The following is a 23,497-nucleotide window of genomic DNA, read 5'->3' as shown; positions in this document are numbered from 1 at the left end:
TCTATCTTTGAACCGTAGGAGAGACACGTTATTTTTTACGACGACGTACGATAAATTTATCTGATTTGTTTTTCTTTTTACGAGTTTTGTATCCAAGAGTTGGTTTACCCCATGGAGTCATTGGTGACTTACGTCCGATTGGTGAACGTCCTTCACCACCACCGTGTGGGTGATCGTTAGGGTTCATAACAGATCCACGGACAGTTGGGCGTTTGCCTAACCAACGAGAACGACCTGCTTTACCAATTTTAATAAGTTCATGTTGTTCGTTACCAACTTGACCGATAGATGCACGGCACTCAGAAAGGATCATGCGAACTTCACCAGAAGTTAAACGAACTAGTACGTATTTTCCTTCTTTACCTAGAACTTGTGCGCTAGTTCCAGCAGAACGAACTAATTGTCCGCCTTTACCAGGCTTTAGTTCAATGTTGTGTACTACAGTACCAACAGGGATGTTTGCTAGTGGAAGTGCGTTACCCACTTTAATATCTGCCTCAGGGCCAGACATTACTTCCATGCCTACTTGAAGGTTTTTAGGAGCTAAGATATAACGCTTTTCTCCATCAACATAATTGATTAATGCAATATTTGCAGAACGGTTTGGATCATACTCAATTGTGGCAACGCGTCCTGGAATGCCATCTTTGTTACGCTTAAAGTCGATTAAACGATATTGACGCTTATGGCCGCCACCTTGATGACGAACAGTTAACTTACCTTGGTTATTACGGCCGCCTTTTCTCTTTAATGGAGCTAATAGAGATTTTTCTGGAGTGCTAGTTGTGATTTCAGCAAAATCAGAGCTAGTCATTCCGCGACGACCATTGGAGGTAGGTTTGTACTTTTTAATCGCCATTTTATTCCCTCCTCTTCTTGTTAGTTTTTAGCTTTCAAAGAATTCGATTTCTTTGCTGTCAGCTGTTAATTTTACGATTGCTTTACGACGCTTGTTTGTGTAACCGCCGAATTTACCCATACGCTTGAATTTACCTTTATAGTTCATGATGTTAACTTTCTCAACTTCAACGCCAAAGATTTCTACAATAGCATCTTTCACTTGTGTTTTGTTAGCTCTCACATCAACTTCGAACGTATATTTCTTTTCAGCCATTAGGTCAGTAGAACGCTCAGTGATAACGGGGCGCTTAATGATATCGCGTGCATCCATTATGCAAGCACCTCCTCTACTTTTTCAACCGCTGCTTTAGTCATGATTAATTTATCATGGTTTACAACATCTAATACGTTGATTCCATCAGCTGTTACTACTGTTACACCAGGAATGTTGCGAGCAGAAAGCGCTACATTTTCATCTAGGTTAGCTGTAACAATAAGTGCTTTTTTCTCAACAGAAAGACCGTTTAAAACAGCTTTGAAATCTTTTGTTTTTGGAGTTTCGAACGCTAAGCTTTCTAATACCAAGATATTTGCTTCTAATACTTTAGAAGATAATGCAGATTTGATCGCTAAGCGACGAACCTTCTTAGGTAATTTATAGCTGTAGCTGCGTGGTGTTGGACCAAATACAGTACCACCTCCGCGCCATTGTGGAGAACGGATTGACCCTTGACGAGCACGGCCAGTTCCTTTTTGACGCCATGGCTTACGGCCACCGCCTGCAACTTCAGAACGAATTTTAGTTTTATGTGTTCCTTGACGTAATGAAGCACGTTGCATAACAATCGCTTCGAATAATACGTGCTGGTTAGGCTCAATACCAAAAACTGATTCATTAAGCTCGATATCACCAACTTGTGATCCGTTTTGGTTTAATAATGCTACTTTCGGCATTCCTTTGTTCCTCCTTTCTTAAAAAGTGACTATGCTTTTACCGCACCTTTAATTTTTAATAATGCTTTTTTTGCTCCCGGAACATTACCTTTGATCAATAATAGGTTGCGCTCAACGTCAACTTTAACGATTTCTAGGTTTTGTACAGTAACTTGTTCTCCGCCCATACGTCCAGGTAATGCTTTACCTTTGAATACACGGTTTGGAGCAACAGGTCCCATTGAACCAGGACGACGGTGGTAACGTGAACCGTGAGCCATTGGGCCGCGTGATTGTCCGTGGCGCTTGATTGAGCCTTGGAAACCTTTACCCTTTGAGATTCCTGTTACATCTACAATATCGCCTGCAGCGAAAATATCAACTTTGACTTCTTGACCAACTTCAAGTGCTGCTAAGTCGTCTCCGCGGAATTCGCGAACGAAGCGCTTAGGAGCAGTATTTGCTTTAGCAACATGGCCTTTTTCTGGTTTGTTAGATAACTTCTCACGCTTGTCTTCAAAACCAACTTGAACTGCAGTATAACCGTCAGTTTCAACTGATTTCTTTTGAAGAACTACGTTAGCAGCTGCCTCAACTACAGTTACAGGGATTAAGTTGCCGTTACTTGCAAATACTTGAGTCATACCAATCTTTCTTCCTAAGATTCCTTTGGTCATTTAAGTCACACCTCCTGTATATTTGTTCATTTATTTTGATTAAAGTTTGATTTCGATATCTACACCAGATGGTAAATCTAAACGCATTAACGCATCAACTGTTTGTGGAGTTGGGTTAACGATGTCGATTAGACGCTTATGAGTCCGCATTTCGAACTGTTCACGAGAATCTTTGTACTTATGAACCGCACGAAGAATTGTGTAAACAGACTTTTCAGTTGGAAGCGGAATCGGACCAGAAACTGCCGCACCTGAACGTTTTGCTGTTTCAACGATTTTTTCTGCAGATTGATCAAGGATTCTGTGATCATATGCTTTTAAGCGGATACGAATTTTTTGTTTTGCCATTATTTTCCCTCCTTTATTCGCCTATTTTCGAAATAGACAGTTCTCAGTGAAAATTTCCCACACACTCGCCATGGCAAAGCGGCCGGGTGTGTCAGCAACCTTCCACCTCATCGCAGTCAAAGACCAACATTGTCTATTATACATAAAACATAAAGTAAACGCAACAGTTATTACGATTTTTTTTATGCCTTCTGTGTTGAACACTTTTTTAATTATAGCGGCTGACATTTTCAATTTCAATCCCAAAATGTAATCTCCAATATTCTCCTAATTTATTACTCCAAATATTTAATCAATTTAATATGAACATATATAATAGTAGAAACTGATTTCAACATAAAACAATAACACTTTACTCTGATATATTTGATCGTGATTTACCAAAATAGGTTCGAACCAAAATCATTATTAGAGCAATGAAGGGTATTCCCACTAAAAGGGGGAATCCAACCCAATATGGCATTTTATTATAAAAAAACTGTTGATAAGCAATCTTATTCTTCGACCCAAGCCATGAGTATATAAAAATGAGCGATATTACGGGAATAATCAAGGGCTGATACCTTTTAAATTTGAAAATGTCCTTTAACCCAATCAAAACTGCATAGACATAAAGAATAATTTTTATAAAAAATCCTACCGCAAAGGTCCCAACAACAATAGAGTCCATCCTCTGGATAATATGGCCAACGTTGATCTTTTCAACTGTAAGAAGCAATGGGATTTCAACGGCCTGTGCGCCATTACCAATTACACTAATAATTAATAAAAAGGTCCATGTAAGACCTAAACCACTTAACAAAATGGACAGTAAGCCCGTTTTTTTGACCAATTCAGGCTTATTCAAGTATGGGAAAAACATAAGAAAAAGAAAAATTTCCCCAAAGGGGAAAAATAATGTTAGGGGTACTGCCTGTTTTAAAACAGGCAGCCAGCCATATTCTAAAACAGGCTGCACGTTCTTAATTTTGATAATTCCGGAAGCAAAAACAGTTAAATTACCAATTATTCCGAAAGCGGCCATTGCGCCAACAAGAATCTCTGCCGTCCTTCCTACCACTTCAATCCCTAAATAGCAGGCATATGAAACCAATAACAGGCCGATAAAAATAATTACGGGAACCGGCGTTTCCGCTAAAATATAAGTTCCCATTGTATCCCCTAAATGCCGCGCATTGACTGCGGCAACAAAAGTAAAATAGCAAATATATACTATGCTTAATGGAAATCCGATATATTTGCTAAATACTTTAATTAAAACTCCGGTAAAAGGAAGATTTGGATACCGTTTGAATATTTGGACGTATACAAAGAAAAAAAGAATGATGGCGCCAAGCATGCCAAACATGATTGAAATCCAAGCATCTTGTTTCGCTTGCATCCCCATTCTTGTCACAATTCCGGTTCCTAATTGAAATAGAAACATAAGAGAAAACAATTGCTTTGAATCAATTTTCGCATTTTCCATTTATATAAATTCCTTCCCATTAGAACGAAAACTTTCATTTCATATTTTTAACTTTTTACTGGTAAATTAAACCTCCTAAAAGTTCATCTAAATATGTGTGGAATATGCCTGTTTCAAGTGGAAATAATAACCTTAAAAACAGCAGGAATATGAGGGAAAAACTTTGAATTTTTTCAAAACGAAAAACAAACAATCAATTAAATTCAAGTGGGAAGACATACAAAAACGGACTGCGGAACAAACGATTCAAACAAAACCACAAGAAGAAATAAAGGAACCCTTAGAACTGAGTTTAACTGATAACCTCCAGAAAATTAAAGAGTTGTTCGGAAACAGTGACGACATTATTATGCGTGAAATCAGAATAGGTAAGGAAGGCAGGATTAAAGCTTGTATCATTTTTACCGACGGCTTGATAGATAGTCAATCCGCTCAAAACTTCATCATGGAATCGTTAATGATTGATTGGCGAACAACTGAAGTAGAATCAGAATCAGTCTCTAGATTAAACCTTCTACAGTATTTAAAAGATATGGTTTTAACGGTCGGGGATATTCAGGATATAAATGATTTTACGAATCTGCTCGATTCTCTTCTAAATGGGAAAGTAATTCTTTTGTTTGAAGGATATTCCCAAGGCTTCGCAGTTGAAATGAAAGGGGGAAAAGAACGGTCAGTTGAGGAGCCTACAACCGAAACAACAATCAGGGGACCCCGTGAAGGATTTACAGAAAATATACGGGTCAACACTTCTTTACTAAGAAGAAAAATTAGAGACCACAACCTATGGATCGAATCCAGAAAAATTGGAAAAGTATCTAAAACCAACGTCTCTATTATGTATATCAATGGTATTGCAAATGATAAGATTGTAGAAGAGGTGCGTAAAAGACTCGATCGAATAAAGATTGACAGTATTTTAGAAACCGGTTATATCGAAGAATTAATTCAGGATGCAAAATGGTCACCATTTCCTACTATGTATCATTCAGAACGTCCAGATGCCATTGCTGCCGATTTGCTAGAGGGCCGCATTGCGATCCTAGTTGATGGTACACCCTTTGTCATTACAATACCAGTCATATTCGCACAATTTTTACAGTCCCCTGAGGATTATTATAACCGGGCAGATATTACAACACTTCTTCGTTTCCTGAGATATGTCGGTTTTTTTATTGCATTGTTAGCACCTTCATTTTATATTGCGATCACTACCTTTCATCAAGAAATGCTGCCCACGCAATTACTTATTACCCTAGCTGCCCAGCGGGAAGGTGTTCCATTTCCAGCCTTTATTGAAGCCCTAGCGATGGAGGTAAGCTTTGAAATATTACGTGAAGCAGGCTTAAGAATGCCAAAAGCGATTGGCCAGGCTGTATCCATCGTTGGAACACTAGTCATTGGATCTGCAGCTGTTGAAGCCGGATTTGTGTCAGCAGCAATGGTAATTGTAGTTGCCATTACCGCCATTTCAAGCTTTATAGTTAGTAATTATGAATTAGCTATTTCAATCAGGATGCTGCGCTTTCCTTTCATGGCGATTGCGGCATCATTTGGTTTATTCGGCATCATTGTAGGATTAATCGCGTTAATTCTTCATATGTGCAGTTTACGTTCATTTGGTATACCTTATATGGCTCCATTCGGCCCTTTTATTAAAGATGATCAAAAGGATGCTATTTTCCGTATGCCAAGATGGGCTATGTTTTCACGACCTCGTTTAATTAGTCAGACGAATATAACACGAGAAGACACCCCTGCCCCAAAACCGGATTCGAAATAAGTTCCCAAAGAATCGGGTAATGATAACAAAATGAGTAGAAGCTGCCTTTCTCTATGAAGGCAGCTTCTATTCTTTTTTTACAAACAGTTTTTTATCAAGATTTATTAATTTTCTTATTGCATAGACAACTAATAGAAGTAAAGGTAGAACAAGACCATAAGTTAGAGCATAAACAGGCCAAATCTCATAGTCAAATTTGGCAGAATGGATAACATTAGGATGTGAAACCAAAGAAGTGGTAACCATGATCATGCCTAACGGTATTACAAGCGGCCGATAATCCTTTATGTTCAAGGTTTGTACAAGACCTGTTATGGATGCGTAAAAATATATCGTCATCTTAAAAAAGATCGTTATTTCCCACATGATCGCTAATATGGCTTCGACTCGCTGCAAAAAATCCCCTACTTTTAACCGCCTTGCTAATGTATAGCTTGGATACAACTGTCTGGAACTAGTTTCTGGACCTAAAACTAATATAGTCAAAGAAATTAGGATAAATAAACATACACCACCTATAAAAATGGCACTAAAAAAATTTTTCTCAGCTTCCTTGGGCTTAGTCACTGAGATTGGAAAAATCATTAAAAAAATATTTAATGGCAAGGAGAAAACACTGGAAAAAAGTATAACAGCACGTGTCATTGGCTTTATTCCTGTATTCAATATAGGCTGCAGGTTATCAATCTTCCATAATTCAGGAGTTACTATCACAGAGAACATTATTAATAAAAATAATAAAATAAATATAGGAAATAACAATTCAGCTGAACGGGCAATCGTTTCCAGACCAAGACGAACCCCCATGACTAAGATGCCAGCGAAAATAATATGGATTGCAGCAGGTGGAGTTTCCTTAATAAGTTGAGTTGTCAAGAATGACCCAACATAATACAGTAACTCTGATGCGCCGATAAATGAATAGAAAACAAACGAAAGTGAAACGGCCTTTCCTAGCCATTTGCCTAGAAGTGTTTCAATGATTTCAACTAAAGTCATCATCGGGAACTTCCTCACTATAGCAATGTATAAGGTCACTATTAACAAACCAATAACTGTACCGATTACTGCAGCCATCCAAGCGTCTTGTTTTACCTCCTGTGCAAGAATTCCAGGTATCACCAATATAGTAGTACCTACAGAAAATAGAATGACTAATATTGCGAATTGCCGTGCACTAATTTTAACCGTTTTTAACATTTACATCACCATACCTATTTCAGCAATTCGTAAATAAAATCACTAAATGGCTGCAAAACAGTCCTTATTCCGTCAAGCGGATTCGGAATGGGCCAATTTAAACTATGGGCAATGCCTAATCCTACAGCAAACAGCATTAAGAAAGAAAATACCCATAATTCTTTCGTCAGCTTCTTTTTCTTCAAGTAAGGAATTTCAAATGCAATCATTATTATTGCTGCGACTATTGTTCCTGCAACACCAAGCATCTGCAAATGCACCCTCTATTCAAATTTCATGGCAAAACCTTCCTATGTTTATCATAATTACTAGATAAAATATCCATTTTTCTATGTTCCCATTCTTGCCATCGCTTATTTACTGTTTCCCATTGCTTAAAAAGCCATATTTTGGGGAGCATATAACTAGTTTTTATTCTAAAAGGAGTAATGGCATGAACCGAAAATTCCTTTTAATCATCATTTCAATATGCTCTCTTTCCCTACTGACTTCATGTTGGAACAGAAAAGAGTTAAACGAATTGGCTATTGTAGTTGGAATGGGGATCGATATTGAGGACGGTAAATTTGTTGTGACTGTACAAGTCGTTAACCCTGGAGAAATAGCTGAATCACAAGGCGGCAGTGGAAAATCACCCGTGGTCGTTTATCAAGAAAAAGGAAATACCTTGTTTGAAGCAATTAGAAGAATCACCACAGTTTCACCACGAAAATTATATTTTTCCCATCTCCGGCTTCTCGTTTTGGGAGAGGAATTTGCCAAAAAAGGGATAGCAAAAACGTTAGACCTTTTATCAAGGGATCCAGAAATGAGAGCAGATTTTTATATTGTAGTAGCTAAAAATAAAAAAGCAGGAGATATCTTAAAAATTGTAACTACTATGGAAAGAATACCCGTACAACAAGTATTTGAATCGCTTCAGTCATCTGAGAAAGCATGGGCAACAACCATACAAATTACGATGGATCAATTGATTTACGATATTATTAGTGAGGGCATAAGTGCCAAATTAACTGGAATTAAGTTAATTGGAGATGTTCAGGATGGGGGAAAATTAGAAAACACACAGCAAACGAAGCCTACTGCATTTCTGAAATATGATTCAATTGGAGTATTTAGAAAGGATAAATTTATTGGCTGGTTATCAGAAAGCGAAAGCAAAGGTCTCAACTATGCCTTGGGGAATGTTACAAGTACGGTTGTCACAATACCCTGCCCCCAAAAAGGGAAAACCGCCATTGAATTGATTCATACAACATCAGAATTAAACACAGAGGTTTCAGATCATAAGCCAAAAGGAATCATAAAAGTTACCACAGTGGGTAATGTTGGAAATGTCCAGTGTAAGACACTCGATTTGACCAAACCAGAAACCATAAGTATTTTAGAAAGAGAAACCAAGAAAAATATAGAACATAGTATTAACAAATCTCTATATGCTGCACGAAAGAAATATAAAATAGACCCATTTGGTTTTGGTGAAGCCCTGCATCGTTCCAACTCTGATTATTGGCATTTAATTAAGAAGGATTGGCTGCAAATCCTTGAAAACATGCCGGTAGAAATAGATGTAAAGGTAAAAATACACAACATAGGAAAAATTAAAAACTCCCCGCTCAATGAAATTAAGAATTAACTCGGATTGGAGGCATGAAATGAAACGAAAAATCACTTTGATACTATTTTTCAGCTCTATTATCCTCCTTACCGGGTGCTGGAACAAAAGAGAATTAAATGAACTGTCCATCTTACTTGGGTTGGGGATTGATAAAGAAAAAGAGCAATATATTATCACAGCACAAGTGGTAAATCCAAGTGAAATTGCTTCAAAGAAAGGAGGCAGTGGAAAAGCACCAGTGATTGTTTATCAAAGTAAGGGTGAAACATTATTTGAAGCAGTTAGAAAAATAACCACTGTTGCCCCAAGAAAGCTTTATTTCGCGCATTTGCGAATTCTCGTCTTCGGTGAGGATTTAGCAAAAGAAGGTATTGGCGAAATGATTGACGCCCTTATTAGGAATTCAGAGGTACGGGATGATTTTTATATAGCAGTATCCAAGAATTCAAAGGCGGCTGATGTTTTAAAAATATTAACCCCATTAGAAACAATACCAGCTAATAGTTTATTTGCTTCGCTTGAGGTATCAGCTAAAGAATGGTCCCCTACCGAAGGTGTAACATTAGATAAACTTGTTTCTAACATGGTGAGTGAAGGAAATAATCCTATTTTGACCGGAATAGAACTTAAGGGACCTGTAAAAACAGGTGAAAGTAATAAGAACGTCGATCAGACAAATCCTAAAACCTTACTGCGATATAAAGGGCTGGCAGTCTTCAAACAAGATAAACTGATTGGCTGGATGAATGAAAGAGAAAGTAAGGCGGTTCATTATGCCTTGGGAAAGGTTAAGAGCAGCGTCGGTTTTGTAAAATGTCCAGAAGGCGGCAAAGCGGTCATTGAGGTGGTCAAAACAAAATCAAAATTAAATACCATGATTATTAAAGGACGCCCTCACGGAACAATTAAAATTAAAATACTTGGAAATGTAGCAGAAGTTGATTGTCAAAGCTTGGATTTAACAGACCCAAAATCGATTCCATATTTAGAAAAGGAATCAGAGGAAGCTCTTATAAAAATTATAAAATCAACGATACAGCATGCACAAAAAGATTTTCGAACTGATATATTCGGATTCGGCGAAGCCCTTTATCGCTCTGAACCTGATTATTGGAAAAAGCATAAAAGGGAATGGGAGCAACTGTATTCACAGATGCCGGTTTCCGTTAAAGTGGAAATGAATATTCGTCAAACGGGTACAATCAATAATTCCCCACTTCATGAAATGAAATAACAAATAAATAGATGTTCCCATTCAAAAAAATATGTTTTCTGGGAAAAGCGAGGAACAAGCATGCTTGAGAATGGAAAAATTTCACCTCATCAATATACAATCATGATTGCATTTTTTATTGTTGGCGGCAGCATTTTGTATACTCCCTCAGGTCTTGTACATAGTGCGAAACAGGATGCTTGGATGGCTAATATTATTGTGGTCGGACTAGGGCTAATACTGGTGTCTCTGTTCAATTTATTAGGTAGTAGATTTCCGACAATGAACCTAACTGAATATAGCGAAAGAATATTAGGAAAATGGCTCGGAAAACTCCTATCCTTTTTGTATTTCATTTATTTTTTTCTTAGCCTTGCTGTATTCATCAGACAAATCGGTGACTTTGTCATCATACAAATTCTCCCGGATACGCCCATTTTACCCCTTCATATTCTTTTAATCGGAATAATGATTATGGGCGTCCTATACGGAATAGAAACCTTTTCACGAGCTATAGAAATTTTCTTTCCAATCATTTTTTTACTTTTACTTATTTTTATCATATCGATTTTCCCAATGATTGAATTTCAGCAGCTTCAACCCATATTAGCCAATGGGACAAAACCCATAATTAGTGCTGCTGTGAAATCCGTTGGGACACCTTATTTGCAATTAGTATTGTTCTTAATGGTCTTCCCCGCTGTAAACCAAACAACAAAAGCAAAAAAATCCTTTTTGCTTGGAACATTTATTGGTGGAACTGTTTTAACAGTCGTAACATTACTAAGCATATTGTGCTTAGGCACTTACTTTTCTGAGAATATGGAATTTGTTGCCTATGCTCTTGCACTAAAAATCAATATTGGAGGCTTTTGGCAGCGAATAGAGGCCGTCATGGCCTTCATTTGGTTCATTTCCATCTATATTAAAATCACACTTTATTTTTATGGGTCCATTATATGTATGGGTCAAATTCTAGAACTAAAGGAATATAAATGTTTGACGTTTCCATTAGGGTTAATAACACTTGTTCTCTCTCTCATTATAAATAAGAATATAGTTGAATCTGACAAACAAGCAGAATGGTGGACGTCTTTTTCTCTCCCTTTTGGTCTCTTTTTTCCATTATTATTATTAATAGTGAGCAAGATAAGAAAAAAGGACAGTTATTGACCTTCAGTTTATAGACAAATTAAAAAAGCAGATGGATCGTCATCCATCTGCTTTCATATATATTGATTACTCAGTGATATCAGTGATTGAACCTGAACCTACTGTACGGCCACCTTCACGAATAGAGAACTTAGTTCCTTCTTCGATCGCAACTGGAGCGATTAGCTCAACAGTCATTTCGATGTGGTCGCCAGGCATAACCATTTCAGTACCTTCTGGAAGGTTACAAATACCAGTAATATCAGAAGTACGGAAATAGAATTGTGGACGGTAGTTAGTGAAGAATGGAGTATGACGTCCACCTTCTTCTTTTGTTAAAACGTAAACTTGTGCTTTGAACTTTGTGTGTGGAGTGATTGATTTTGGCTTAGCCAAAACTTGACCACGCTCGATTTCTTCACGAGCAACACCACGAAGAAGGGCACCAATGTTGTCACCAGCTTCAGCAAAGTCAAGAAGCTTACGGAACATTTCTACACCTGTTACAGTAGTAGATTTTGGCTCTTCAGTGAAACCTACGATTTCAACTACGTCACCAACTTTAACTACACCACGCTCAACACGTCCTGTAGCAACTGTTCCACGACCAGTGATTGAGAATACATCCTCAACTGGCATCATGAAAGGCTTGTCAGTGTCACGAGCAGGAGTTGGGATGAACTCATCAACAGCAGTCATAAGTTCAAAGATTTTTTCTTCCCAAGCAGCATCGCCTTCTAATGCTTTTAGAGCAGAACCTTTGATAACTGGAGTGTCATCGCCAGGGAAATCGTATTCTGATAATAGATCACGAATTTCCATTTCTACTAATTCAAGAAGTTCTTCGTCGTCTACCATGTCACACTTGTTCATGAATACAACAAGGTAAGGTACGCCTACCTGACGAGAAAGAAGGATGTGCTCACGAGTTTGTGGCATTGGACCATCAGTTGCAGAAACAACTAGGATACCGCCGTCCATTTGTGCAGCACCAGTGATCATGTTTTTAACATAGTCTGCGTGTCCTGGGCAGTCTACGTGTGCATAGTGACGAAGATCTGTTTCATACTCAACGTGAGCAGTAGAGATTGTGATACCACGTTCTCTTTCTTCTGGAGCACCGTCGATTTGATCGTATGCACGAGCTTCTGCTTTACCAGATTTTGCAAGAACAGAAGTGATTGCAGCAGTTAAAGTAGTTTTACCATGGTCAACGTGTCCGATTGTACCAATGTTAACGTGTGGCTTTGAACGGTCGAATTTAGCTTTTGCCATTTGGAAAATCCTCCTTTGGATTATAAAAGTTAAGTATATTTTTTATGGAAGCTGAAAAATGATTTGTCCCATTATCACAGCTTCCATTACTCACAATAGTAGTTATACTTTATTGAAAGATGAAAATCAATTATTCACCTTTATTTTTTTTGATGATTTCTTCAGAAACTGATTTAGGTACTTCTTCGTAGTGATCGAAGTGCATAGAGAATACACCGCGGCCTTGTGTACTTGAACGAAGAGCTGTTGCATAACCAAACATTTCTGATAGTGGAACCATTGAACGAACAACTTGTGCATTACCACGAGCTTCCATTCCCTCTACACGTCCACGACGAGCAGTGATTTGTCCCATAATATCACCTAGATATTCTTCAGGGATAACAACTTCAACTCTCATCATAGGCTCAAGGATTACAGGCTGACACTTAGAAGCAGCATTTTTAAGAGCCATTGAAGCGGCAATCTTAAACGCCATTTCAGAGGAGTCAACATCATGGTATGATCCGTCAAATAGTCTTGCTTTAATATCAACTAGTGGATATCCAGCAAGAACACCACGTTGTAGAGCATCTTCAAGTCCAGCTTGAACTGGAGCGATGTATTCACGAGGAACAACACCACCGACAATACCGTTTTCAAATTCGAATCCTTTTCCTTCTTCGTTAGGTGAGAATTCGATCCAAACGTGACCGTATTGTCCACGACCACCAGATTGACGAGCGAATTTACCTTCAACTTGTGCAGAAGCACGGAAAGTTTCGCGGTAGGCAACCTGAGGCGCACCTACGTTAGCTTCAACCTTAAATTCACGGCGCATACGGTCAACGATGATATCTAGGTGAAGCTCACCCATACCAGCGATGATAACCTGTCCAGTCTCCTGGTCAGTATGTGCACGGAAAGTCGGATCTTCTTCTTGAAGCTTCTGTAGTGCAGTTGTCATCTTATCTTGGTCAGCTTTTGATTTTGGTTCAACAGAAAGTTGAATAACTGGCTCAGGGAATTGCATAGACTCTAGGATAACAGGGTTTTTGTCGTCACATAGAGTATCACCAGTTGTTGTATCTTTCAAACCTACTGCAGCTGCAATGTCACCGGCATAAACCTTAGAGATTTCTTGACGGCTGTTTGCGTGCATTTGCAGTATACGTCCGATACGCTCACGCTTGCCTTTAGTTGAGTTCTGAACATATGATCCAGATTCTAAAGTACCAGAGTAAACGCGGAAAAACGTTAATTTACCAACATAAGGGTCAGTCATAACTTTGAATGCAAGAGCTGAGAATGGCTCTTCATCACTTGAATGACGTTCAATTGTTTCTTCTTCATCATCAACAGCGTGACCTTTGATTGCAGGTACATCAAGTGGAGATGGAAGATAATCAATAACAGCATCTAGCATTAACTGAACACCTTTGTTTTTGAATGCAGATCCACAAATTACTGGATAGAATTCAACGTTAACAGTACCTTTACGAATTCCTGCTTTAAGTTCTTCTTTAGTGATTTCTTCACCACCAAGGTACTTTTCCATTAACTCTTCATCTAGTTCAGCAACCGCTTCTACTAGCTTTTCACGGTATTCTTCAGCTTGAGCGCGGAATTCTTCAGGAATCTCACGTACTTCAATATCAGTACCTAAGTCGTTCCCGTAGAATACAGCATTCATTTCCACAAGGTCAATGATGGCTTCAAACTGATCTTCAGCTCCGATTGGTAACTGAATTGCATGAGCATTCGCTTGAAGACGATCATGAATTGTTCCTACAGAATATAGGAAATCAGCTCCGATTTTGTCCATCTTGTTTACGAATACAACACGTGGTACACCGTAAGTTGTTGCTTGGCGCCAAACTGTTTCAGTTTGCGGTTCAACGCCTGATTGTGCATCTAGGACAGCTACCGCACCATCAAGTACACGCAGGGAACGTTCAACTTCAACTGTGAAGTCTACGTGTCCTGGTGTGTCGATGATGTTAACACGGTGGCCTTTCCATTGTGCAGTTGTTGCAGCGGAAGTGATTGTAATTCCGCGTTCTTGTTCTTGCTCCATCCAGTCCATCTGAGAAGCGCCTTCATGTGTTTCACCGATTTTATGAATTTTACCAGTGTAGTAAAGGACACGCTCAGTGGTCGTCGTTTTACCGGCATCGATGTGTGCCATGATCCCGATATTACGAGTGTTGTTTAAGGAGAACTCTCTTGCCATTGGGTCTTTCTCCTTCCTAGTATGAAAGTTTTTATATTGAAGGTTAAATTACCAACGATAGTGAGCAAACGCTTTGTTTGCTTCTGCCATTTTGTGTGTATCTTCACGCTTCTTAACAGATGCACCAGAATTGTTAGCTGCATCCATGATTTCGTTAGCTAAACGCTCTTCCATCGTTTTTTCACCGCGAAGTCGTGAATAGTTTACTAACCAGCGAAGACCAAGAGTTGTACGGCGGTCAGGACGCACCTCAACTGGAACTTGGTAGTTAGCACCACCAACACGGCGTGCTCTTACTTCTAGAACTGGCATGATGTTTTTCATTGCTGCTTCGAATACTTCCATTGGCTCCTTGCCAGAACGTTCACGGATAGTATTAAATGCAGAGTAAAGAATTTCTTGAGATTTACCTCTTTTACCGTCGATCATCATTTTGTTGATTAGACGAGTAACTAATTTTGAATTGTAAAGCGGATCTGGTAACACGTCTCTCTTTGCTACAGGACCTTTACGTGGCATTGTTTTTCCTCCTTTCAAAGAAGCTTCTATTTAGTGTCAAATTATTTTTTTGCTGCTTTTGGTCTCTTAGTACCATATTTAGAACGGCCTTGCATACGGTTGTTTACACCAGCTGTATCAAGCGCTCCACGTACGATGTGATAACGTACCCCCGGTAAGTCCTTTACACGTCCTCCACGGATAAGAACAACACTGTGCTCTTGAAGGTTGTGGCCGATACCAGGAATGTATGCAGTCACCTCGATACCATTTGTCAAACGTACACGTGCATATTTACGTAACGCTGAGTTTGGTTTCTTTGGAGTCATTGTACCAACACGAGTACATACTCCGCGTTTTTGTGGTGAAGATACATTAGTTTGTGATTTCTTGAAGCTGTTGTAACCTTTATTTAGCGCAGGTGATTTTGACTTTTCCTCTTTAGTTTGACGAGGCTTGCGCACTAATTGGTTAATAGTAGGCATGATTTTTTCCTCCCTTCATTATTTGTAAGCCCACACATCCAGGTGGTTCATTTTTTTGCAAAAACAAAGTTTTTGCAGACTACTCTATCTACAAAAACAGTTTTTAACGGATAATTGCTACAGCTGCTGCACCTACTTCAATCCCGCACGCTTTCCCGAGTTTTTTCATCGAGTCAACATATTGGACCGGAACGTTTAATCCAAGAGCTTCCTCTACAATCTTTCCAGTAACCTTTGGTTCTGCATCGGCTGCAACGAAAATTTCTTGAACTTTCCCTTCCTTTAGGGCTTTCACTGTTTGTTTAGTTCCTATAATGATCTTTTGTGCCTGTAATACTTTTTCATAAGACATTAATCATATCCTCCAAAGTATCAGGTGAATAGGAGCACCTTTGATATAGTAACATCTTAGCAAAAAGATGTCAACATTTGATTTTACTTTTTTATACAAACAAATTATTATTCTTTAAAATGCGGTATCTGCCGTTTAGCAGATACCGCCTTTTAAATTAGTCAATAGCAACTGTTTCTTCAGAAGTTGTATCCCTCAGGACAGGCTCTGCTTTGCGGTAGCGCTGCATGCCGGTACCAGCAGGTACAAGTTTTCCGATGATAACATTTTCTTTTAAGCCGAGTAATTCATCGCGCTTGCCTTTGATCGCTGCATCGGTAAGAACTCTTGTTGTTTCTTGGAACGATGCTGCTGACAAGAATGAATCAGTCTCCAGTGATGCTTTTGTAATACCAAGCAAGACCGGACGGCCAGTTGCCGGCATTTTACCAGCCAATAATGCTTTTTCGTTCGCATCCGTAAACTGGTGAATGTCTAGAAGTGTACCTGGTAATACATCTGTATCACCCGCTTCGCTGACACGGATTTTACGCAGCATTTGACGTACCATTACCTCAACGTGCTTATCGCCAATTTCTACCCCTTGCATACGGTAAACCTTCTGCACTTCACGCAATAGGTATTCTTGAACAGATGTTACGTCTTTTACTTTGATTAATTCTTTAGGGTCAATTGAACCCTCTGTTAATTCCTGACCACGGCCAACATGATCATTGACAGCTACTTTCAAGCGTGCTGTATACGGTGCATTATAAGTGCGTGATTCAACCTCGCCTTGAACGACGATTTCATGCTGACGGTCACGGCCCTCATTAATACCAACAACAACACCATCAATTTCAGAAATAACAGCTTGACCTTTAGGATTACGGGCTTCAAAAATCTCTTGGATACGCGGTAAACCTTGAGTGATATCATCTCCGGCAACACCTCCCGTATGGAACGTACGCATGGTTAACTGTGTACCAGGTTCACCGATGGATTGAGCAGCGATAATACCAACTGCTTCGCCCACTTCAACCTCTTGACCTGTAGCCAAGTTACGGCCATAACACTTCTTACATACACCATGGCGAGTATTACATGTAAAGGCAGAGCGGATTTTTACGGTTTCAACACCCGCGCCAACAATGATTTCCGCAAGATCTTCAGTAATCAGACCATTTTCAGGAACAAGCACTTCTTTTGTTTCAGGATGCTTGATTGCTTTGCGAGCATAGCGGCCAATTAAGCGCTCATCCAAGCCTTCAATGATTTCCGTACCGTCTTTTAAGGCACTGATTGTAAAGCCGCGATCGGTTCCGCAATCGTCTTCTCGGACAATAACATCCTGGGCAACGTCAACAAGACGACGAGTCAAGTAACCAGAGTCGGCGGTTTTAAGAGCGGTATCGGCAAGACCTTTACGCGCACCGTGTGTAGAGATAAAGTACTCTAATACCGTTAATCCTTCACGGAAACTTGATTTAATCGGTAACTCGATGATACGTCCTGCCGGGTTGGCCATCAAGCCGCGCATACCAGCAAGCTGGGTAAAGTTCGAGGCATTACCACGGGCACCGGAATCAGACATCATGAAAATTGGGTTCGTTTTATTCAAGGATTTCATCAGCTTGCCTTGAATGGTATCTTTAGCCGCACTCCAGATGGCAATAACACGGTCATAACGCTCATCTTCGGTAATTAAACCACGTCTGAACTGTTTCATGACGTTATCAACTTTACCTTGTGCTTCTTTCAGAATTTCTTGTTTTTCACCTAGTACGACGATATCTGCCACACCAACAGTAATACCAGCTTTAGTTGAATGCTTAAATCCTAAGTCTTTCATACGGTCAAGCATTTTTGACGTTTCAGTAATCTTAAAACGCTTGAACACTTCCGCAATGATATTTCCAAGGATTTTCTTCTTGAACGGATCAACTAATGGCATATCTTTGATTTTCGCAGAGATATCTTCGCCTTTTTCTACAAAATATTTAGCAGGCGTTTCAACTTCTAAATTGTGTCGAGTTGGTTCATTGATATACGGGAATGATTTTGGCAGAATTTCATTAAAAATAAGCTTACCAACCGTCGTGATTAATAACTTATTATTTTGCTCTTCTGTAAAAGTTTCATTTCCTAATGATCCGGCATGTACAGCGACACGCGTATGGAAGTGAGCATAACCATTTTGGTATGCAAGGACCGCTTCGTTTGTATCTTTAAAAATCATACCCTCGCCGACTGTACCTTCACGCTCAAGAGTCAAGTAATAGTTACCTAAAACCATGTCCTGAGACGGTGTAACAACCGGTTTACCATCTTTAGGGTTCAAGATGTTTTGGGCGGCAAGCATTAAAAGACGAGCTTCTGCTTGTGCTTCAGATGAAAGTGGCACGTGAACCGCCATCTGGTCACCGTCGAAGTCGGCATTGTATGCCGTACATACTAACGGGTGAAGACGGATAGCTCTACCTTCAACTAACGTAGGCTCAAAAGCCTGGATTCCTAATCTATGCAAAGTAGGGGCACGGTTTAACAGAACCGGATGCTCCTTAATAACATCTTCAAGTACATCCCAAACATCAGGGGATACTCGTTCGATTTTGCGTTTTGCTGATTTAATGTTATGTGCTAAGCCTTTTTCAACTAATTCCTTCATGACAAATGGCTTGAACAATTCAAGAGCCATTTCTTTCGGAAGGCCGCACTGATACATTTTTAAGTTTGGACCTACGACGATAACGGAACGTCCAGAATAGTCAACACGCTTACCAAGTAAGTTTTGGCGGAAACGTCCTTGCTTACCTTTTAACATATGAGAAAGTGACTTTAACGGACGGTTACCAGGACCAGTAACAGGGCGCCCGCGGCGTCCGTTATCAATCAAGGCATCAACAGCTTCTTGAAGCATCCGCTTTTCGTTTTGAACGATAATGCTTGGTGCACCAAGATCTAATAAACGCTTCAGACGATTATTACGGTTAATAACACGACGATAAAGATCGTTCAAGTCAGATGTCGCAAATCTGCCTCCATCTAATTGCACCATCGGGCGTAATTCCGGCGGAATAACCGGAAGAACGTCAAGAATCATCCAAGATGGTTCATTTCCTGAACCACGGAATGCTTCTAACACTTCAAGGCGCTTAATCGCACGCGTACGGCGCTGGCCTTGAGCAGTTTTCAATTCTTCCTTTAAGCTATCTACATCTTTTTCTAGATCGATATCAGAAAGAAGCTTTTTAATCGCTTCTGCACCCATGGCAGCTTGGAATTTGTTTCCGTACTTTTCACGGTAAGCACGATATTCTTTTTCAGAAAGCAGTTGCTTTTTATCTAGTGCAGTATCACCGGATTCAGTTACTACGTAAGAAGCAAAATAAATAACTTCCTCGAGTGCTCTTGGGGACATGTCTAACACAAGACCCATCCGGCTTGGGATTCCTTTAAAGTACCATATATGAGATACAGGTGCAGCAAGTTCAATATGTCCCATACGTTCACGGCGAACCTTTGCCCGTGTAACTTCAACGCCGCATCGGTCACAAACAACGCCCTTATAACGGACGCGCTTGTACTTTCCGCAATGACATTCCCAGTCCTTTGTTGGACCAAAAATTCGCTCACAGAATAAACCGTCTTTTTCAGGCTTCAAGGTACGATAGTTAATGGTTTCTGGCTTTTTGACTTCTCCGAAAGACCATGAACGGATCTTATCCGGTGAAGCAAGACCAATCTTCATATACTCAAAATTATTAACGTCTATCAAGGGGCCTACCTCCCTTTCGTTCTCCAGGTTTTACCCTTAGTGCGAAAAAAGGTTAAAAGCGCACACACATTGGTTGTGCGCTTTTAACGTATAAATCTATTCTTTTGAACCAACCTTTTCAGATTCAAAGCTTTGTGCATCAGGAACAATGTTTAACGTGTCGACTTGCTGTAAGTCTTCGTCATCTTCCGTATCGCGCATTTCTATTTCTTTTTCATCACCGGATAGGATCTTAACATCCATACCAAGACTCTGAAGCTCTTTAATTAATACTTTGAATGACTCAGGGACGCCTGGTTCTGGAACATTTTCACCTTTTACGATGGCTTCATATGTTTTCACACGGCCAACGACGTCATCTGATTTAACAGTAAGAATTTCTTGTAGTGTGTATGCAGCACCGTATGCTTCAAGTGCCCAAACCTCCATCTCACCGAAACGCTGACCGCCAAATTGCGCTTTACCGCCAAGTGGCTGCTGCGTAACAAGTGAGTAAGGACCTGTTGAACGAGCATGTAATTTATCATCAACCATGTGTGCCAGCTTAATCATATACATAACCCCAACAGAAACACGGTTATCAAATGGTTCACCAGAACGTCCATCATACAGAACGGTTTTCGCATCCCGCGCCATGCCTGCTTCTTCAATTGTGCCCCAAACATCTTCTTCACGGGCTCCGTCAAATACAGGTGATGCAACATGAATACCTAGGTAGCGTGCAGCCATTCCAAGATGGAGCTCAAGCACCTGTCCGATGTTCATACGAGATGGTACCCCTAATGGGTTTAACATGATATCAACTGGTGTACCGTCTGGAAGGTATGGCATATCTTCCTCTGGTAAAATTCTTGAGATAACCCCTTTGTTACCGTGGCGTCCCGCCATTTTATCTCCTTCAGAGATCTTACGTTTCTGAACGATATATACGCGGACAAGCTGATTCACGCCTGGTGGCAGTTCATCACCGTCTTCACGATTAAAGACTTTAACATCAAGAACAATACCGCCGCCGCCATGTGGAACGCGAAGTGATGTATCACGAACTTCACGGGCCTTTTCACCAAAGATTGCATGGAGCAGACGCTCTTCTGCAGTCAGCTCCGTTACACCCTTAGGCGTTACTTTACCAACAAGCAGGTCTCCATCTTTTACCTCAGCACCAGTGCGGATAATACCGCGCTCATCCAAGTTGCGAAGGGCATCTTCCCCTACGTTTGGAATATCACGGGTAATTTCTTCTGGTCCTAGTTTCGTATCGCGAGATTCTGATTCATATTCTTCGATGTGGATCGATGTATATACATCTTCTTTTACTAGACGCTGACTCATGATAATCGCGTCTTCGTAGTTGTAACCATCCCATGTCATAAAGGCAACGAGAACGTTACGTCCAAGCGCTAACTCACCTAGCTCCATGGATGGACCGTCAGCGAGAATTTCACCCTTTGTTACACGGTTACCAACAGCCACAATTGGGCGTTGGTTATAGCAAGTTCCTTGGTTGGAACGAATGAACTTTAACATGCGATATTTATCAAGATCGCCTTTTACTTCTTGTCCGTCTACCTCTTTAATACGACGAACCCATACTTCGCGCGCTTCTACGTGCTCAACAATACCTTCGTGCTTACAAATAACAGCTGCACCGGAGTCTTTACCAGATACATATTCCATACCTGTTCCTACCCTTGGTGCTTCTGGCTGCATTAACGGCACTGCTTGACGCTGCATGTTCGCACCCATTAAGGCACGGTTCGAGTCATCGTTTTCAAGGAACGGAATACACGCAGTCGCCGCAGAAACAACCTGTTTTGGTGATACATCCATATAGTCAATACGTTCACGTTTAACTACAGTGTTTTCACCACGGAAACGAGCTACGATATCTTCATCCAGGAATGATCCATCATCTCCAAGACGAGAGTTCGCCTGTGCCGTAACATAGTTATCTTCTTCGTCTGCTGTTAAGTAATCGATCCTGCTTGTTACTTTTCCAGTATCCGGATCAACTCTGCGATATGGTGTTTCAATAAATCCGAAACGATTTACCTTCGCATAAGATGATAAGGAGTTGATTAACCCAATGTTCGGACCTTCCGGTGTTTCAATCGGACACATCCGGCCATAGTGAGAATAGTGAACGTCACGTACTTCAAAGCCAGCACGTTCACGTGTTAATCCACCTGGTCCTAATGCTGATAGACGTCTTTTATGTGTTAATTCAGCTAACGGATTCGTTTGATCCATGAACTGCGATAATTGTGAGCTTCCGAAGAATTCTTTAATTGACGCAATTACTGGACGAATATTAATTAACTGCTGCGGAGTAATCGTTGCCGTGTCTTGAATTGACATTCTTTCACGAACTACACGCTCCATACGGGATAAACCGATACGGAATTGATTTTGCAATAGCTCTCCAACAGAACGAAGACGTCTGTTACCTAAGTGGTCGATATCATCTGTATCACCTACACCATGCAGCAGGTTAAAGAAATAGCTGATTGATGCAATGATATCTGCAGGAGTAATATTTTTAATTGGTTCTGCCACATAGGCGTTGCCGAGTACATTAATAACTTTTTCGTTTTCATCCCCAGGCGCGTAAATTTTAATGCCCTGAAGGGTGATTTCTTCTTCCACTACGCCGCCAACAGGATTAAAGTTCTTGAAATTAATATGTTTTTCAAGAGCCGGTAAAATCCTATCAAGGTTCCTTCTATCAAGTACTAACCCTTTTTCAGCAATGATTTCGCCTGTCTCAGGATCAGCAAGTGATTCTGCTAAACGTTGATTGAATAAACGATTTTTAATGTGAAGCTTCTTATTAATTTTGTAACGACCAACATTTGCAAGGTCATAGCGCTTCGGATCGAAGAAACGGGAAACTAATAAGCTTTTTGCGTTATCGACGGTAGGCGGTTCACCCGGACGAAGGCGTTCATAGATTTCTAGTAACGCTTTGTCTACACCTTCCGTGTTGTCCTTTTCAAGCGTATTACGAATATATTCGTTGTCACCAATCAATTCAATGATTTCCTGGTCAGAGCCGAACCCAAGGGCACGCAAAAGAACCGTAACGGGCAGTTTCCGAGTACGATCTATTCTGACATATACGACATCTTTGGCATCTGTTTCATATTCCAGCCAAGCGCCGCGGTTCGGAATTACAGTTGCTGTAAATCCTTTTTTTCCGTTTTTATCAAGCTTGCCGCTGAAATAGACACTCGGTGAGCGCACTAATTGTGATACAATAACGCGTTCTGCACCATTGATAACAAATGTGCCTGTTTCAGTCATGAGCGGGAAATCACCCATGAAGACATCCTGATCTTTTACTTCGCCTGTTTCTTTGTTTACAAGACGTACTTTCACACGCAATGGAGCTGAATATGTAACGTCCCGTTCTTTAGACTCTTCAACAGAATACTTTGGATCGCCAAGACTGTAATCAATAAATTCTAGTGATAGGTTACCAGTAAAGTCTTCAATCGGTGAAATATCCTGGAACATTTCACGTAACCCCTCATCAAGAAACCATTGATAGGAAGAGGTTTGGATTTCGATTAGATTTGGTAATTCTAAAACTTCACTGATTCGCGCGTAACTTCTTCGTTGGCGGTGTCGTCCATACTGAACTAGTTGACCTGTCAACTGATTCACCCCTCAAATCAAGCGTTATT

The 23,497-nt window shown here is 40.1% G+C and carries 19 protein-coding genes; 4 read left to right on the top strand and 15 right to left on the bottom strand.

Annotation, left to right across the window (positions count from 1 at the left end; genetic code table 11):
* Positions 1-28: 28 nt before the first annotated feature.
* From rplB to PH210_RS26195, 6 genes are all read right to left on the bottom strand, one after another.
* Complete coding sequence (gene rplB, locus PH210_RS26220) at positions 29-859, bottom strand: 50S ribosomal protein L2 (RefSeq protein WP_289989306.1); 831 nt, start codon at positions 857-859, stop codon at positions 29-31.
* A 27-nt stretch (positions 860-886) separates the two neighbouring features.
* Positions 887-1,171, bottom strand: a complete 285-nt coding sequence (gene rplW / locus PH210_RS26215; RefSeq protein WP_223595860.1) for a 50S ribosomal protein L23 — start codon at positions 1,169-1,171, stop codon at positions 887-889.
* Entirely contained in the window at positions 1,171-1,794 is a 624-nt protein-coding gene (gene rplD, locus PH210_RS26210) for a 50S ribosomal protein L4 (RefSeq protein ID WP_289989305.1), read from the bottom strand. Before rplD ends, rplW begins: the two co-directional genes overlap by 1 nt.
* Positions 1,795-1,823: 29 nt before the next feature.
* Positions 1,824-2,450 (bottom strand): 50S ribosomal protein L3, encoded by a 627-nt coding sequence (rplC, locus tag PH210_RS26205; RefSeq protein WP_223595862.1) that lies wholly within the window; start codon positions 2,448-2,450, stop codon positions 1,824-1,826.
* A 39-nt stretch (positions 2,451-2,489) separates the two neighbouring features.
* A complete protein-coding gene (rpsJ, locus tag PH210_RS26200) occupies positions 2,490-2,798 on the bottom strand; it encodes a 30S ribosomal protein S10 (RefSeq protein WP_007085291.1) in 309 nt (102 codons plus the stop codon).
* A gap of 352 nt (positions 2,799-3,150) precedes the next feature.
* Positions 3,151-4,266: a GerAB/ArcD/ProY family transporter gene (locus PH210_RS26195; RefSeq protein WP_289989304.1), complete on the bottom strand. Its 1,116-nt coding sequence runs from the start codon at positions 4,264-4,266 to the stop codon at positions 3,151-3,153.
* Between the two features lie 163 nt (positions 4,267-4,429).
* Between PH210_RS26195 and PH210_RS26190 the strand changes: the two genes are divergently transcribed.
* The gene (locus PH210_RS26190; protein WP_483312148.1) at positions 4,430-6,049 is read left to right on the top strand and encodes a spore germination protein; all 1,620 of its coding nucleotides are present in this window, start codon (positions 4,430-4,432) and stop codon (positions 6,047-6,049) included.
* 66 nt (positions 6,050-6,115) lie between these two features.
* On the opposite strand, the gene PH210_RS26185 is transcribed toward PH210_RS26190, so the two are convergent.
* Positions 6,116-7,249: a GerAB/ArcD/ProY family transporter gene (locus tag PH210_RS26185; protein WP_289989303.1), complete on the bottom strand. Its 1,134-nt coding sequence runs from the start codon at positions 7,247-7,249 to the stop codon at positions 6,116-6,118.
* A 14-nt stretch (positions 7,250-7,263) separates the two neighbouring features.
* A complete protein-coding gene (locus PH210_RS26180) occupies positions 7,264-7,497 on the bottom strand; it encodes a hypothetical protein (RefSeq protein WP_289989302.1) in 234 nt (77 codons plus the stop codon).
* A gap of 83 nt (positions 7,498-7,580) precedes the next feature.
* Between PH210_RS26180 and PH210_RS26175 the strand changes: the two genes are divergently transcribed.
* Genes PH210_RS26175 through PH210_RS26165 form a run of 3 tightly spaced genes read left to right on the top strand, consistent with a single transcriptional unit; the run spans position 7,581 to position 11,253 of the window.
* Positions 7,581-8,885 (top strand): Ger(x)C family spore germination protein, encoded by a 1,305-nt coding sequence (locus PH210_RS26175; RefSeq protein WP_354670024.1) that lies wholly within the window; start codon positions 7,581-7,583, stop codon positions 8,883-8,885.
* Positions 8,886-8,904: 19 nt separating this feature from the next.
* A complete protein-coding gene (locus PH210_RS26170; protein ID WP_289989300.1) occupies positions 8,905-10,101 on the top strand; it encodes a Ger(x)C family spore germination protein in 1,197 nt (398 codons plus the stop codon).
* A 60-nt stretch (positions 10,102-10,161) separates the two neighbouring features.
* Positions 10,162-11,253, top strand: a complete 1,092-nt coding sequence (locus tag PH210_RS26165) for a GerAB/ArcD/ProY family transporter (protein WP_289989299.1) — start codon at positions 10,162-10,164, stop codon at positions 11,251-11,253.
* A gap of 66 nt (positions 11,254-11,319) precedes the next feature.
* On the opposite strand, the gene tuf is transcribed toward PH210_RS26165, so the two are convergent.
* The 7 genes from tuf to rpoB form a co-directional block, all read right to left on the bottom strand.
* Positions 11,320-12,507, bottom strand: a complete 1,188-nt coding sequence (tuf, locus tag PH210_RS26160; RefSeq protein WP_223595867.1) for an elongation factor Tu — start codon at positions 12,505-12,507, stop codon at positions 11,320-11,322.
* Positions 12,508-12,637: 130 nt separating this feature from the next.
* Complete coding sequence (gene fusA / locus PH210_RS26155) at positions 12,638-14,719, bottom strand: elongation factor G (protein WP_289989298.1); 2,082 nt, start codon at positions 14,717-14,719, stop codon at positions 12,638-12,640.
* Positions 14,720-14,767: 48 nt separating this feature from the next.
* Complete coding sequence (gene rpsG, locus PH210_RS26150) at positions 14,768-15,238, bottom strand: 30S ribosomal protein S7 (RefSeq protein WP_289989297.1); 471 nt, start codon at positions 15,236-15,238, stop codon at positions 14,768-14,770.
* Positions 15,239-15,279: 41 nt separating this feature from the next.
* Positions 15,280-15,702 (bottom strand): 30S ribosomal protein S12, encoded by a 423-nt coding sequence (rpsL, locus tag PH210_RS26145; protein ID WP_027322663.1) that lies wholly within the window; start codon positions 15,700-15,702, stop codon positions 15,280-15,282.
* 103 nt (positions 15,703-15,805) lie between these two features.
* Entirely contained in the window at positions 15,806-16,054 is a 249-nt protein-coding gene (locus tag PH210_RS26140; RefSeq protein ID WP_289989296.1) for a 50S ribosomal protein L7ae-like protein, read from the bottom strand.
* Positions 16,055-16,211: 157 nt separating this feature from the next.
* On the bottom strand, positions 16,212-19,811 hold the full coding sequence (gene rpoC, locus PH210_RS26135) for a DNA-directed RNA polymerase subunit beta' (RefSeq protein ID WP_289989295.1): 3,600 nt from the start codon (positions 19,809-19,811) through the stop codon (positions 16,212-16,214).
* Positions 19,812-19,907: 96 nt separating this feature from the next.
* A complete protein-coding gene (gene rpoB, locus PH210_RS26130) occupies positions 19,908-23,468 on the bottom strand; it encodes a DNA-directed RNA polymerase subunit beta (protein ID WP_289989294.1) in 3,561 nt (1,186 codons plus the stop codon).
* Between the last annotated feature and the right edge of the window lie 29 nt (positions 23,469-23,497).

Origin of the sequence: Paenibacillus sp. BSR1-1 (genome assembly GCF_030403775.1) — a bacterium.
GTDB lineage: Bacteria > Bacillota > Bacilli > Bacillales > Cytobacillaceae > Neobacillus.
The sequence above is the reverse complement of the archived record's forward strand: the minus strand, read 5'-3'. Positions and strand labels throughout refer to the sequence as shown.

Bases quoted from the DNA above. Each gene is read 5' to 3' on its own strand.
- rplB (WP_289989306.1), bottom strand. From the start codon at position 859: ATGGCGATTAAAAAGTACAAACCTACCTCCAATGGTCGTCGCGGAATG.
- rplW (WP_223595860.1), bottom strand. From the start codon at position 1,171: ATGGATGCACGCGATATCATTAAGCGCCCCGTTATCACTGAGCGTTCT.
- rplD (WP_289989305.1), bottom strand. From the start codon at position 1,794: ATGCCGAAAGTAGCATTATTAAACCAAAACGGATCACAAGTTGGTGAT.
- rplC (WP_223595862.1), bottom strand. From the start codon at position 2,450: ATGACCAAAGGAATCTTAGGAAGAAAGATTGGTATGACTCAAGTATTT.
- rpsJ (WP_007085291.1), bottom strand. From the start codon at position 2,798: ATGGCAAAACAAAAAATTCGTATCCGCTTAAAAGCATATGATCACAGA.
- PH210_RS26195 (WP_289989304.1), bottom strand. From the start codon at position 4,266: ATGGAAAATGCGAAAATTGATTCAAAGCAATTGTTTTCTCTTATGTTT.
- PH210_RS26185 (WP_289989303.1), bottom strand. From the start codon at position 7,249: ATGTTAAAAACGGTTAAAATTAGTGCACGGCAATTCGCAATATTAGTC.
- PH210_RS26180 (WP_289989302.1), bottom strand. From the start codon at position 7,497: ATGCTTGGTGTTGCAGGAACAATAGTCGCAGCAATAATAATGATTGCA.
- PH210_RS26175 (WP_354670024.1), top strand. From the start codon at position 7,581: ATGTTCCCATTCTTGCCATCGCTTATTTACTGTTTCCCATTGCTTAAA.
- PH210_RS26170 (WP_289989300.1), top strand. From the start codon at position 8,905: ATGAAACGAAAAATCACTTTGATACTATTTTTCAGCTCTATTATCCTC.
- PH210_RS26165 (WP_289989299.1), top strand. From the start codon at position 10,162: ATGCTTGAGAATGGAAAAATTTCACCTCATCAATATACAATCATGATT.
- tuf (WP_223595867.1), bottom strand. From the start codon at position 12,507: ATGGCAAAAGCTAAATTCGACCGTTCAAAGCCACACGTTAACATTGGT.
- fusA (WP_289989298.1), bottom strand. From the start codon at position 14,719: ATGGCAAGAGAGTTCTCCTTAAACAACACTCGTAATATCGGGATCATG.
- rpsG (WP_289989297.1), bottom strand. From the start codon at position 15,238: ATGCCACGTAAAGGTCCTGTAGCAAAGAGAGACGTGTTACCAGATCCG.
- rpsL (WP_027322663.1), bottom strand. From the start codon at position 15,702: ATGCCTACTATTAACCAATTAGTGCGCAAGCCTCGTCAAACTAAAGAG.
- PH210_RS26140 (WP_289989296.1), bottom strand. From the start codon at position 16,054: ATGTCTTATGAAAAAGTATTACAGGCACAAAAGATCATTATAGGAACT.